We start from the raw sequence: 13,584 nt of genomic DNA, 5'->3' as shown, positions 1-13,584 counted from the left end.
CGACTGGCTCTTACAATGTACAAGCACACTCTCTCGGATCTAGTCTACATACGCCAACAATCTCAGCAGCACAACGACCGCTTCCGCCCGTGTCGCCTGGTCATGGGGCGCGAAACGCTGTTCCCCTCGGCCCGACATTAGTCCGGCAGCGGCTACAGCGGATATCGCTCCTCTCGCCCAAGGGGCGATCGCTGCATCGTCGGCATACGGCGTAGCGACGGCAGTCTCAACGCTGTCGGCGGAGATGCCCGCTGCCCTGGCGACGATCACCGCCATCTCGGCGCGGCTGATTGGCCGATCCGGCGCAAAGGTATGGTCGGCATTGCCGCGCAGCAGCCCGCTGCTCGCCGCTGCGGCGACGGCCTCCTGCGCCCAGGCCGGTATCTGATCGGCATCGGCGAAGCGCAAGGCCGCCTCGTCTGCCGGCAGGCGCAGCGCTCTGGCGAGCATCGCGGCGTATTCGGTCCGCGTCACCTGCGCATCTGGTCGGAATGTGCCGTCCGTGTAGCCGGTGACGATCCCTTGACGCGCCGCCTCGCGGATCGGCTCAGCCGCCCAATGGCCGGCAATATCCGTCAGGCGGCCCGCAAGCTCTGATCCGCTAGGGCCCTCATCCTGCCCTTCATCCTGCTCATCCTCGACCGCCGATGTGGCCAATACGGCAAATGTGGTGAAATGATCGACCTCCACCGAGATAAAGCCATCGGACACCGTGCCCCCAAGCTCGACCCAGGTCTGGGCGGTCTCATCGTAATAATAGATCGCCAAGCTCCGACCAGCTGTCTCAGCCGGATCGAGGGCGAAGCGGAGCGTCACCGGACGCTCGAACTTGCCTGCCGCATCCTTCGTAATCTCGTACATCTCGCCGACCAACTCCAGCTGCTGCGGCAGGGCAGGACGGGAAGGTGCCGCTGCCTCGCGGATGAGCAGCTGAAGCGCCGTCTTCGATGCGCCCGCCGGGACGATGACCTCGATCAGGTCCCGCAGGCTCGCTGTGCCTGAGCCTCCGGCAGCGATCGTCGCTTTGCCGTCCTTGGACGGCAAGGCAGCATACGCGATCGTCCGCTGCTCGGGCGGGCTCGTCGTGCCGCCGTTTTCCTCCGGCTCTTCCGTTGGCGCGGCGCCTGCGAATGTCATCGCCCGGTACAGCTTCGTATCCTTGGACGACCCGATGCCGGCGCCCCATTCTGCCCAGCCGCGCCGACCTGCGCCGTCATTGTCGTTGACCAGCATCGAGAAGCTGAACAGCACGTCCGAGGGTTTGATCGGCGCCAGCTCGCTCCAGGGGAGCGCGAGCTTGTATCGCGTCTTGTGGTTCGTCTCGTCGCGGACGACACGTAGCTCGCGATTCGTGATCTGCTGAATCGTCGCTGCCGTCATGCCCGACCACCGATACAACTGCGGTCCCTGCGACGTCAATGCGATGCCGTACTCGTAATGACGGCTATCCTCGCCCGGGGCGCCCGGCGATAGGGCGAACTGAATGGAGTCTCCCTGCCAAATCTCGCGATCGGCAGAGGGCTGCACATGGGCATCGTCGCTGATCTCCGCCGAGAGATAGAAATTGTCGTCATCCCAATTCAACCAGATGTCGCCGCTCAGATCCGATGCGCCGCTATAGCTGGCGAGATGCTGGAAATCCCCGTCCTGGGCCAGATCAACGGTCGCTGGCGTCGGGAAGACATAGGAGTCATCTGTATTCGGGATACTCTGCCGGTCGATCGGCGTCAACTGCGCATGATCCACCAGCTTGAGATCCCAGCTTTTGCGCCATGTCGGATAGCTGGCAATGAATAGCTCCAGCTCGTATTCGTAGGATCCCGGGGTCAAGGCCGTGAGCGGGATATCGCGCACCGTCGTGGCGCTGGCGGCCAGCGTTTGATTCATCGTCGTGGTCTGATCGTTGCCATCGAGGCTCCATTCGGCACGCTCGAGCAGGAAGTCGGTGGCGGCATGATTGGTGATCTCCAGTCGGATGACATCCTGCGCATCCTGTATCGTGTGGAAGGCATGGATGCTTAACGGATCGATCATGCGAAGCGTCGTGGAGACGAGCGCCATCCGCTGACTTGCCACATACACCTCGCCCGAGAGCGTGATCGTCTGATCAGCCGCCGTGGCATCCGGGACGCTCACCGCCTGTTCCACGCGTTGACCGGCAGGGGCGCTCACCTCGTAGCTCTCTCCGCGGATGACAAACTGCGCGGTCAGCGGCTGCGCCGACGAGCTGTTGTCCACGACCAGTGTAAGCGCGATATCCTCCCCGGAGATGGACTGCTCGGCCGATGTGATCGCGAACGGTCCGCCCGTCTCAATCTCGTCGATCGCGCCGCGCACGAAGACCGGATACTCCGTAAGCTTGACGGCGACCTGGCCCTCGTAAGGCGTCAGGGTCGTGTCGCGGCCTACGACATCCGTGACGCTGGCCGCTGTGTCCGTATCCAGCGTGACATACGCCCCGCCCGGCGACCACATGACCCGGATTTGCTCGGAGCCGCGTTCGAACAAGTAGCTGTAGATGCCTGCGCCGATCTCCTCCGCTTCCACGAAGTCGGCGCCTGTGAGCGCGCGCGTCAGGTTGGCGTAGGCGACATAAGCCGGCTTGGGCGCGTATTTGCCCAGCGGGTCCGATTCATTGCGGAGGATGCCGAAGTTATGCTCCGGCTCATGGACATCGATACCGTCGTTTTTGAAATCGTACCAGACGAGCCGTTCGACGCCTTGGGACAGCATCTGCACCGAGCTTCTGACCAGATAGGCGGCTTGCATCGCCTCGCTCGTGCCCGTCAAGCCTTGATGCGTCGGCCAGCCCCATTCAGAGATGAAGATCGGCTTGGGCTCGTTATCATTGTAGTCCTGCACGAGCTGCTGCAGGTTGACGATGTCCTGATCCATGCCCTCCGGACTGCCGGGATAGCGGTACGGATGCACAGATACCGCATCCATGTAATCGAGCGCCTTGCCGTCGAGGTCGGCTTGCGCGAACAACGTCTTCAGCCATTCCCAGGGGATCTGGGAGGTGACCGGGCCGATGACCGATACCTCGTTGTCGTACGCTTTGACTTGGTTGTACGTCTCCTTGAGCAGCTGGAAGTAATAGGCAGGGTCCTGAGCGCCCGGCCCTGACGAGAAACCAATATTGTACTCGTTGTACACCTCGACCTGCTTGATCTGATCGGGATAATGCTCCAGGATGGCCGTCGCGTAACGTGCAAACGCCTCTCTTCCCGCAGGGGTATAAGGCGTGTAGCCGCCGTCATAGTTGGGATTCATATAGCTGAGCACGAGCAGCAGATCGATGCCTAGCGCCTGGATTTGATTCATATATTGATCGTACTTGGTTCTGAACTCGTATACGCCTGCCGTCAGCTCCACATCGCTCCATCGCATCTCATCGCGGATATGCTTGATGCCGGCCTTCTGGATGAGCGGGATCAGGCTAGGCGACCAGCCGAGATCGAAGTGTGTCGCAATGCCGAACGGGGAGTCGGTCACCGTGTGCAGATCGATCGCCTCGTCCAGCACGGCAAAGGAAGCGCTCCGTGTCCCCAGCTTCACGCCTCCGGAGTACGCAACGACATCCAGGAGATAGTATCCGTTGTCCAGGCTTTGCAGCGTCAGATTGGCTATACCGTCGGCGACGGGCTTGCTGCCGCTGCGCACGACGCGGCCCCAATAATCGGTCACTTGCCAGGCGACCTGATCGCCCGGCGCTTGAAGGTCGAACTGGACGGTTTGATCGTTGAGATAGATATGGCCGAGCGTACGCTGCATGATCTGGAAGTCGACTGGCTGCTCGGAGGCCGTGACCTGATCGATATACGCCTCGCCGACGCCCGCGCCGACATCGATCAAGTCGGCTTGATCGAGCAGGATGTAGAAGCCCTTGATCGGGCCATGCCAGACGCCGTCTGCCGCTCCGTGCCACGAGGCGGCGGAGGCCATCTGATCGACCACCACCTGCTGCCATTCACCTGTGGGCAACAGGGGATACTCGTGCTGGAAGATCTGACCTGTCGTATCCACGGTCCGCACCTTCACCTTTTGATAGGCTGAGGTTTTGATCCGGAAGGCCAGTTTTTCCACGTCCAGGCCGTCGTAGATCGGTGTATACATCGTCACATATTGGCTCCCGGCGCTGAAGTCTGCGCTCAGCTTGCCGGAGTAGTCGCCTTCGTAGGCGTCCGCATCGGTCCGGGTGTAGCTGCCGATGACGCCCGGCGAATCGCCGTACCCGTAGTACCAATCGCTAGGCTGCTCGAAGTCATCGAGCAGATGCTCCAGCGTCACCTCGGCTTGCTTGTCGATGTACAGCTGCACATCGTCGATCAAGACTTCGACATGGCCGTCATTCGGGCTTTTCACGATGTAGCTTTTGTCCGCCATGATCTGGAGCGATTGCGCCACGCCATGCCAGCTGCCATCGCCCGCTCCGCCCCAGGAGTCGCCCAAGCCGAGCTCATCGATCGTTACGGTGTGCCACTGGCCGTCAGGCACGACAGGGAGGAGCTGCTGGAAGGTCTGTCCGGTCGCATCGATCAATCGGGTCAACACGCGGTTCACATCGAGCGTCTTGACCTTGAAGCTGACCTTGCGGATGTCGAGACCCGGCAACGACTTGGAAATCAGACTATTCTGATAACTCCCGCTAAAGTCGCCCGGCAGCTTGGCTGCGCGCTGGCCTCCATCGGCATCGATCGTCTCCAATATATAGGCGTCCTCCTGATAGCCGCTCTGGTAGGAGATCATGGAAGCACTCCAACCGTCGTCGCCCGCATCGAATTGCCCGATCGGGATCGTCCGCTCTCCCGCCGGGTCCGCTACATACAGTTGCACATCGTCGACCAAGACCTCGATGGGCTCGCCGCTCGGGTGATTCGTCACGAAGTCGGTATCGGTCATGATCTGCAATGCCCACGCTGTGCTATGCCAGCTGCCGTCGCCCGCCCCGCCCCAGTGCTCGCCCGCGGTCAGCTCGTCGATGACGATGGTCTGCCACTGATTGTCCGGTGTCACGGCAATCTGCTGCTGGAACGTTTGGCCGCTTCCATCGATGAGTCGGGTATAGATCCGATCGACATCTGTTGTCTTGAGCCTGAAGCTGACCTTGTAAAAATCCTCGCCCGGCAGCGCTCTTGCGATCGCGCCGTTTTTGTGACCGCTGCTAAAGTCGCCGGGAAGCTTGACTGCCCGGTTGCCTGCGGTGGCAAAGGGCACCGGATCTCTCTGGAAGCCGCCTGACGGATACGCATCCATATAGGCGCTCCAGCCCTCCGACCCGGTGTCGAAGCGTCCTATCGAAATGGCTTCCAGCAACGGCTCCTCAGGCTCGGCGCTGGCATAGCCGGCAGCAGGTCCGAGGACGCCTGTCGCCAGCAAAACGGCCAACAGCAAGGGCAAAACCCGTCTTGTTACGCTCATGGCTTTCACTCCTTCTTATTGGAGCATGACGGGCGGGGAAGGACGCGCATTCCCCGCCGACGCTGCTATTTGTTTTTGGCCCAATCGTTGACTTCCTCGGTAATCGCGTCTCCGCCGAGCTTCTTCCATTCCGCTACGAATTTGTCGAAGGACTCGATCGGATCGCCCATAATGATCTTTGTGAACGTCTCGAACTCGCGATTTTTCAAGTTCGATTCCTTCTCCACCATCGTAGGCGTCGGGGAGCCGTAGAACTCAGTCATCTTGAGGCTGTTGCTCGTGACGTACTGATCGATCACCGTATAAGCGCTCTCCTTGCCGAACACCTGGGCGTAGGCCCAGTGTTCCGGGTCCGTGCTGGAGCCGTTTGCGTAGGCCATGACTTTATCGAAGATATCCTTCTCCTGCGGATTCAGCTGCGAAGGGTCGTTGCTGTCCACAGCGGCGGCGACATGCTGGTACAGGTCGACGTTATTGCGCGCCGGCCAGGCCTGGAACGGCATCAGCTTGAATTTTTCGAAGCCGTCGCCGGTGAAGTAGGCGTTGTAGAGCTCCAGCGTGCTCGTCTCCCCCCAGCCGATCTCCACGAACAGATTGATCATCTTCACGAGCGCCTCGGGGTTGGCGCTGCCCTTTTTGACAGCGAAGTATTGATGGGTCGCGAAGCTCACCTGCGGTGTAACCGGCCGATCATCCACAGACACCAGCGGGAACGCCTGCCATTGCGCGTCGGGCTCGTTTTTCTTGGAGTCGATGATCGGCCAGAGCGGATTCCACATCAGTCCGTACTCCATGCCGATCTTGCCCGCTGCGAGCAGCTCGCCTTCCTTGCCGCCGTCCTTTACACCGAACTCCCGGTCGATCTGGCCCTTCTTGTAGAGCTCTTGCAGCGCGGCGAGCGCTGTCCGCATCTCAGGCTGGATGCTGCCGTAGACGATCGTACCGTCGTCATCCTTGATCCACTGACCCGGATAAGCATGATAACCGTTCATGAATCCGACCGTATCGGCGAAGCCATTGTACAGATCCTTGTTCAGGGCCAGACCATACGTATCGGCTTTGCCGTTGCCGTCCGGGTCGCGCGTCGTGAACGCTTCGGAGATCGCCAGCACATCGGCCATTGTCCGGGGCGGCTGCAGTCCGAGTTTGTCGAGCCAGTCTTGACGGATCCAGAGGATCGGCGATGTGTCCATCGAGGAGTTGGTATTCGGGATGGCCATCAGCTTGCCGTCAAACGTCGCCGCGGCAAGCGAAGCGGGGCCGTCCTGGGTGAGGATCTCCTTGAGGAAAGGAGAGGCGTATTGCTCATACGCGGCGGTCAGATCCTCCAGCTCGCCGGCCTCCTGCAGCTGCTGCAGCTGTTTGGCATTGACCGGGATGAACTGCGGCAGAGCGCCGGAGGCGATGGAGACATTCATCTTCTGCTCGAACTGATCGCCGTTGCCGACCCAATCGTACTTCATGTTGATGCCGAGCCGCTCTTGCAGCAGCTCCGTCCACAGGTTGTTGTCGATCGTCTGACCTTCCATGAATTTGACGGTATCGTCGATGGCGCGGACGGTCGTAATCTCGATCGGAGGATCGTACTTGGCGAGGTATGGCTCGCTGCCGTCAGAGTTGGCGTTCGACTCAGAAGCACTCTCTCCGTCGCCAGACGCTTCCGTGGATGCTGGAGGATTGGCGGAGCCCGCGCTTGAGGGCTCGTTGCTGTCCTTTGCGCTGCAAGCGGTTACCAAGACAAGTGCGATGATGAACAGCCATACGGTCGTGCGATGAGCGGTGTTGCGCATGCATATAGCCTCCCTGTTCTATTCGTGTCTTCTTGCTCCCTCAGTATAAGGCGGCGATGTCCGGGACCTCTATGCAACGATCTATAGATTCGTGTACCTCTGTATAGAATCTGCGGGCTCAGCTGTTCCTGGCGCGGTATTCCTGGGGCGTCAGCTGCAACCGCTTCTTGAAAAAGCGGGTGAAATAGCCCGCTGTCTCGAAGCCGACCGCGGCAGCGATCTCGTGAATGCGCAGCAATGTACCGTCCAGCAACGCCTTGGCCTTGTCCAGCCTGGCTTCGGCGATGTACTCGGAGAGGTTCGTGCCGGTCTGCTGCTTGTACAGCACAGACAAGTACGCCGGATTAAGGTAGACCACATCCGATAACCGAGACAGCGACAGATCGTCGCCGAGATGGGCGTGGATATGGCTGTGCAGCCGGGCGACCAATTGGCGCGTCTGCTCGCTCTGCGTAGACTGGCGCTTGGCTCGGATGACGTCGGCCGCCTGGAGCAGCGCTGCGACCGAGGCCTCGCGAGTCGGGAAGGCCGGCAGGCTCATCAGCGCGTCGGGGGAGAGCGACGCCGGCATCGTCCCGTCCGGCCCAGTCGGCTGACCCATCGCATCCGTATCCGAAGCAGAGCTCGTCGCATCCGCGCCCTGCGAGGAGCCTGAGGACAGCTCAAGCTGGGCATAGCGGGCGAGCAGCAGACTGGCGATCGTATAGTAGACGAGCGAGTAGTCGGCATAGCTGGCAGGACTTGCCGCCGCCTGCCGAACCGTGGCTGCGAAAGCCTGCTCGTCGTCTTCGTCGAGCAGACGCTCCAACTGGGCGGCAAGGGTACGCAGCGACAGACGTCCGCCGCTATCTCCGCTGTACGTCAGGCTGCCGCGGTCCTCGGCGTGCTCTTCGAGGAGCAGCAGCATCCGGTCGCTCGTCCCGAGACCGACCACGAGCCGCTTGCGCATCCGCTCGTAGATGCGCGGCAGTCGATGCCACTCGGTCGGGGCGTAGCCGCAGATCAGCGAGAGGGGGAGGCGCAGCAGCCGCTCGCAGGTCGCCTGGATCGATTCCATCGTCCCTTGGACGAAGGCAAGTGCCGCCAGCCAGCGCTCGTCCGTCTCTCCGGCCTCCGGGCGGGGCTGCAGCAGACAGACGAAGTAATGCTGGTCGAGGCTGGCAGTGAAGCAGGAGAGCGAGGCGTAATACTCGGAGACGATGTTCTGGACGGCGTACAGCAGCAGCGTCCGGTCTCCTCGTCCCGTGTCCTCCCATCTGTCGATCCGCCCCAGCAGCAGGATGACCGGCAGCTCGGCGTCTAACGGGATGCGCAGCTCGCGCAGCTGATCTGCGCTGACCGGCCGCGAGGAGCCGGTCAGCGTCTCCTCCAGCCAGTCGCGGTGGAGCAGCGGCAGCGCGCGGCTGATCCGCTCCCTGGCCTCGAGCAGGAACTGGCTGCTCTGCGTTTCCTCGACGATCCGCGCTTGCGCCTCGCGGATACTGCGCACGATCGCCTCGTCGCCCTCGGTTTTCAGGATATAGTCGACCGAGCCTGTGCGGATCGCTTGCTGAGCCGTCTCCAGTTGATTGATGCCCGTGAGGAAAATAATCTTGCAACGGGGCCATTGGGCTTGCACCCGCTTCTGCAGCTCCAGGCCGGTCATGCCCGGCATGCGGATATCGCTGAGCAGGATATCGATTTTGGTCCGTGCCATCCGTTCCATCGCCTCCTCCGGAGAGTAAGCGCGATAGAGATCCAGCTCGAGGCGCTCGACATTTTCGAGCATTTCGTACAAGCCATCGACCGTGAACCGTTCGTCATCGACGATCAATAGTCGGAGCATCGCTAGCACCACCCCTTAGCACAATTTTGATTTGAAGTCCGCCTTCCTCGCCGATACGGAGGGCAAGTCCGCCTCCGCCGTACCGGATCACGATGCGCCGATGGACATTGAACAGGCCGGTATGCTCTGCCGGCTGAGACTGATCAAGCAGGCTGGCTTGCAGCTGGCGCAGCCTGGCCTCGTCCATCTGGCCGCCATTGTCGGCGATGACGATGGCGATGGAGTCGTCTCCAGACCGCTCGAAGCCGACAGTAATCCGGCCGCCCGTGCGCTTATGCTCCAGTCCATGGTTGTAGGCGTTCTCGATGATCGGCTGGATGATGAGACGGGGGACGAGAGCGCCACGCATCTCCTCCGGCAGCTCCTCGAACCGGGCTTCGATCCGACCGGAGAAGCGGATCGACTGGATCTCCGCATACGTCCGGGCGTGATCGACCTCCTGCTCGAGCGGCACCTCGTCCATGCCGTCGCGAGTGATGTATTGGAAGTAGCTGCCCAGATGCTTTGTAAAATCGATGACGCTGTCATGGTCCCGCTGCTGCGCCATCCGGTACAGGATGAAGTAGCTATTGTACAAAAAATGCGGATTGATCTGCGATTGCAGGTGACGGTACTCGGCGGAGCGAGCCAGGAAGCTCTGCTCGTACACCTCATGGACGAGGACGTTCAACTGCTTGAGCATGTCATTGAATTGGCGGTACAGATAGCCGAACTCGTCCTGCAACGGGTAGTGAAGCTCCAGATTCAGCTGTCCCTTCTCCACGCGGCGAAACGATTGCACCAACCGCTTGAACGGCTGATGGATGATCAGATAGATGCTGTAGGCGAACAGCAGCGCCACCAGGATGGACGCGACAGACAGCACATAGAGCCAGGAGCGGTACAGCTGCAGGGAGGAATTCACCTTCTCGGTCGGCACATACATGAGCAGGCCCATATCCAGCGCTTTCGAATAATTGGCTGCGACATAATAAGCCTTGCCGTTCCAGTGGGCCGTCCGCAGTGCGCCGTTGTCGTCCGTTCCGGCTTCCCGATGCAGCTCGGCCAGCTCCGCCTCTCCGGGTGTGTCATCGCCTGCAAAAATCGAAAAGGGCTGCTTGCGGCCGACAAGCGCGGTGCGACCGCCTTCGTTGGTAAACTGCTGCAACAGCAGGCCAAGCTCGCGCAGCGATACCTCGACAGCCAGCAGGAACACCGGCTGGCGTCCCCTAGAGATCGCCGGATCGGGATAGGGCACGCTGATGAAGATCCGGTCGTTCCAGCTCAGGAAGGGCGCTTCGTACCGGTTGGTCGACTTGCTCAGCGCCTGGAACTGCGCCGCGTTGAACGAACCAATGATATTGTCGTTGGAGGAGATCACCCGTTCCATGCCGGGGATAAAGGCGATGGCGTTGGCGACGAATTTACTGGAGCGCTTTAACAGATTCAGACGGCTTTTCAGCCGGAGCTGCGCTTGCATCTTCTCGATTTCGGTCATGACTTCGGAGGAGGAGGTCAGCTGCATCAGATCCTCATCATTAATATATTCCTGCAATTGCCGTACGACCGTATCGAATTCGAATTCGAGCAGACTCATATAGAGCGAGGTGCGGGAGTTGAGCGAGTCGGTAATCTCCTTGCGCACGTTATCGGAACCGCTTACATTCATCCGCCAGCCAATAATGTACAGCGGCGTCAGCGCGACGAGGAAGGTGAGGACAAGCTTCGGGAAGATGGATATCGAGGCTAAGCGTTGGATGACCTTCAAAGGAATCGCCTCCCGTTGGTGTAGGCAGTCTGTGCCTTGAGAGCGTGGACGCTCCTATTATGTCCTACACCTGACGGTGAAGTAAAGCGGATTTTGGGGCGGAGCGGCATACCGCCGAGCAGAATCTATACAGAGGTACACGAATCTATAGATCGTTGCATAGAGAAGCCGGAAGCGGCCGCCTTATACTGAATAAGCAAGCAAGCGAATCGCATAGGGAAGGAGAAGCATCCATGCCATGGAAAAAAAGAATCGGCGAGCTGCCGCTGCATCTGATGATCTTGCCGGGGTTAATCTTGATCGTCCTCTACAGCTACGGCCCAATGTTCGGTTTTATTATCGCCTTTCAGAAATTCATCCCCGCCCGCGGCTTTTTCGACTCCAAATGGGCTGGCCTGGACAACTTCCGTTACCTGCTCGAGATGCCGGAATCGCGTCGGATCGTCGTCAATACCGTGTCGATTGCGCTGATGAAGATCGCCGCCGGCCTGATCGCTCCGATCGTCACCGCGCTGTTGCTCAACGAGGTGCGCAAGGAAGCGTTTAAGCGCGGCATCCAGACAGTTATTTATTTGCCGCACTTCCTCTCCTGGATCATTCTGGGCGGCATTTTGATCGACATCTTGTCGCCGACGAGCGGGATCGTCAATCAGGCGCTCGGCTGGGTCGGTATCGATGCGATTTATTTCCTCGGGGACAATGACTGGTTTCGCTACACTCTGGTCGCTACGGATACATGGAAGGAGTTCGGCTTCAGCACGATTGTCTATCTTGCCGCGCTGACAGGGATCGATCCGACGCTGTACGAGGCGGCGGTCGTCGATGGCGCAGGACGCTGGAAGCAGACGCTGCATGTCACGCTGCCCGGGATGTCGGCCATTATCATCCTGTTGATGACGCTCAGCCTGGGCAACGTGCTGAACGCCGGCTTCGACCAGGTATTTAACCTGTACAGTCCGCAAGTGTACGAGAGCGGCGACATCATCGACACGTTCGTCTATCGCATCGGACTGGTCGACGCGCAATACGGCGTAGCGACGGCAGTTGGCGTATTTAAGTCGGTCGTCTCGCTTGTCTTCATCTCCACCTCGTATTATCTCGCCTACCGGCTGGCCAATTATCGTATTTTTTGAAGAAGGGAGCCCCCGAGATGCTGGAGCATTACACGATGGGACGCCGGGCGTTCCTTGCGTGCAACTATTTTTTTCTGGCGTGCCTGGCGATCCTCTGCATCCTGCCGATCATCCATGTGCTCGCCATCTCGTTTAGTTCCAGCAGCGCGGCTCAGGCAGGCTACGTCAAGCTGTGGCCGGTCGAGGCGACGCTTGCTTCGTACAAGTATGTGCTGCAGAAGAAGGCCTTTTTCGACTCGCTCCTGGTGACGTTGCAGCGGGTAGGCATCGGGCTGCCTGTCAATATGCTGTTGACCGTGCTGATCGCGTATCCGCTCTCCAAGGACCCCCGGAGATTCGGCCTGCGCACGATTTACGTGTGGATATTCGTCATTACGATGTTGTTTAGCGGCGGCTTGATCCCACTGTACATGATCATCAAGTACACGGGCATTATGGACTCGATCTGGGCGCTGGTGCTGCCGGGCGCGGTGCCGATATTTAACGTCATCCTGATGCTCAACTTCTTCCGCAATCTGCCCAAGGCACTGGAGGAGGCGGCGTTCATCGACGGGGCGGGGCACTGGACGACGCTCTGGCGCATCTTCATCCCGCTGTCGCTGCCGTCGCTGGCGACGGTTACGTTGTTCGCAGCGGTCAACCACTGGAACTCGTGGTTTGACGGATTGATCTTCATGAACTCGCCGACGCATTATCCGTTGCAGAGCTACTTGCAGACGGTGGTCATCAACCGCGATCTGTCGCTCGTGTCGTCAGGCGATATCAGCTCATTCAGCGAGATCAACGAACGGACGTCGAAGGCGGCGCAGATCTTCCTCGGCGCGCTGCCGATCCTGCTCGTCTATCCCCTCCTGCAGCGCTTTTTCATGAAGGGCATCGTACTCGGGAGCGTCAAGGAGTAACACCCGTCGGCAGATGGGGGAGGGTGAGATCGATCGATCGATCGAGTGCGTTGGGGCGGATCCGTCGGCCCGAGAGCTATCGGTAGAGTGCTATCGATTGGGCCTTGATGGACGGTCCTTTAGCTCATGCTCCATGGGTCGAGCTATGGGCGAGCTATGGGTCGAGTTTCGTCGGTCGAGCCCAGAGACCCCCACGGACCGGTTCACCGCATGTAGAGGCCCGCATGGCTGGAATTACCGCTGCACAGCCCGGATTTCATCCCTATAGCCTGCTGCGAATCTGGTATAATGGAGGCTAATCATCACGAAACGCCCGACATGGGCGGGACAGGACGAAATGGGGGAGTGGCGAGATGCACCCGCTGCTGAAGCTGTTACACAAGGAAATCGCCCCGGCCGAAGGCTGTACGGAGCCGATCGCCGTAGCCTATGCCGTGTCGCTGGCGTCCGAGCTGCTGGATGAGGAGATCACGCAAGTGAGACTCCGGCTGAGTGGCAACATCATCAAAAATGCGCTCGGCGTCGGCATCCCCGGCACCGGGCAGTCCGGCCTGCCGATCGCGGCGGCGCTAGGCGCTGTCGTGCGGCGGTCGCATCGCAAGCTGGAGATCCTCTCCGGGCTGAAGCCGGACGAGCTGGCAGCTGCTAATCGACTGCTGGCCCAGGACGTGCTGGAGGTGGAGCTGCAGGAGACGGAGGAGAAGCTGTATATCGAGGCCTACGTCAAAGGGCCAAGCGCCGACGCGCTCGCCGTCATCGAGCGCGA

At 60.1% G+C, this 13,584-nt stretch carries 6 protein-coding genes and 1 pseudogene; 3 read left to right on the top strand and 4 right to left on the bottom strand.

Annotated features, from left to right (window positions below):
• Nucleotides 1–39: 39 nt before the first annotated feature.
• The 4 genes from PA598K_RS16705 to PA598K_RS16690 form a co-directional block, all read right to left on the bottom strand.
• On the bottom strand, nt 40–5,421 hold the full coding sequence (locus PA598K_RS16705; protein ID WP_128658059.1) for an S-layer homology domain-containing protein: 5,382 nt from the start codon (nt 5,419–5,421) through the stop codon (nt 40–42).
• A 65-nt stretch (nt 5,422–5,486) separates the two neighbouring features.
• Entirely contained in the window at nt 5,487–7,211 is a 1,725-nt protein-coding gene (locus PA598K_RS16700) for an extracellular solute-binding protein (protein WP_128658058.1), read from the bottom strand.
• Between the two features lie 118 nt (nt 7,212–7,329).
• On the bottom strand, nt 7,330–9,036 hold the full coding sequence (locus PA598K_RS16695; RefSeq protein ID WP_128658057.1) for a response regulator transcription factor: 1,707 nt from the start codon (nt 9,034–9,036) through the stop codon (nt 7,330–7,332).
• A complete protein-coding gene (locus tag PA598K_RS16690; protein ID WP_128658056.1) occupies nt 9,011–10,783 on the bottom strand; it encodes a sensor histidine kinase in 1,773 nt (590 codons plus the stop codon). Before PA598K_RS16690 ends, PA598K_RS16695 begins: the two co-directional genes overlap by 26 nt.
• Nucleotides 10,784–11,016: 233 nt before the next feature.
• Between PA598K_RS16690 and PA598K_RS16685 the strand changes: the two genes are divergently transcribed.
• From PA598K_RS16685 to PA598K_RS16675, 3 genes and pseudogenes are all read left to right on the top strand, one after another.
• Nucleotides 11,017–11,916 carry an ABC transporter permease gene (locus PA598K_RS16685; RefSeq protein WP_128658055.1) on the top strand — a complete coding sequence of 300 codons (900 nt, stop codon included), beginning with the start codon at nt 11,017–11,019 and terminating at the stop codon, nt 11,914–11,916.
• Nucleotides 11,917–11,933: 17 nt separating this feature from the next.
• Nucleotides 11,934–12,818, top strand: coding sequence for a carbohydrate ABC transporter permease (locus tag PA598K_RS16680; protein WP_128658054.1), 885 nt, complete (start codon nt 11,934–11,936; stop codon nt 12,816–12,818).
• Between the two features lie 353 nt (nt 12,819–13,171).
• Nucleotides 13,172–13,584, top strand: a pseudogene (locus PA598K_RS16675) (serine dehydratase subunit alpha family protein); the annotation flags it as partial.

Origin of the sequence: Paenibacillus sp. 598K, from assembly GCF_003851045.1 — a bacterium.
GTDB lineage: Bacteria > Bacillota > Bacilli > Paenibacillales > Paenibacillaceae > Paenibacillus_D.
The sequence above is the reverse complement of the archived record's forward strand: the minus strand, read 5'-3'. Positions and strand labels throughout refer to the sequence as shown.

Excerpts from the sequence above, each read along its gene's own strand:
- PA598K_RS16685 (WP_128658055.1), top strand. The coding sequence starts at position 11,017 with ATGCCATGGAAAAAAAGAATCGGCGAGCTGCCGCTGCATCTGATGATC.
- PA598K_RS16680 (WP_128658054.1), top strand. The coding sequence starts at position 11,934 with ATGCTGGAGCATTACACGATGGGACGCCGGGCGTTCCTTGCGTGCAAC.
- PA598K_RS16700 (WP_128658058.1), bottom strand. The coding sequence starts at position 7,211 with ATGCGCAACACCGCTCATCGCACGACCGTATGGCTGTTCATCATCGCA.
- PA598K_RS16695 (WP_128658057.1), bottom strand. The coding sequence starts at position 9,036 with ATGCTCCGACTATTGATCGTCGATGACGAACGGTTCACGGTCGATGGC.
- PA598K_RS16705 (WP_128658059.1), bottom strand. The coding sequence starts at position 5,421 with ATGAGCGTAACAAGACGGGTTTTGCCCTTGCTGTTGGCCGTTTTGCTG.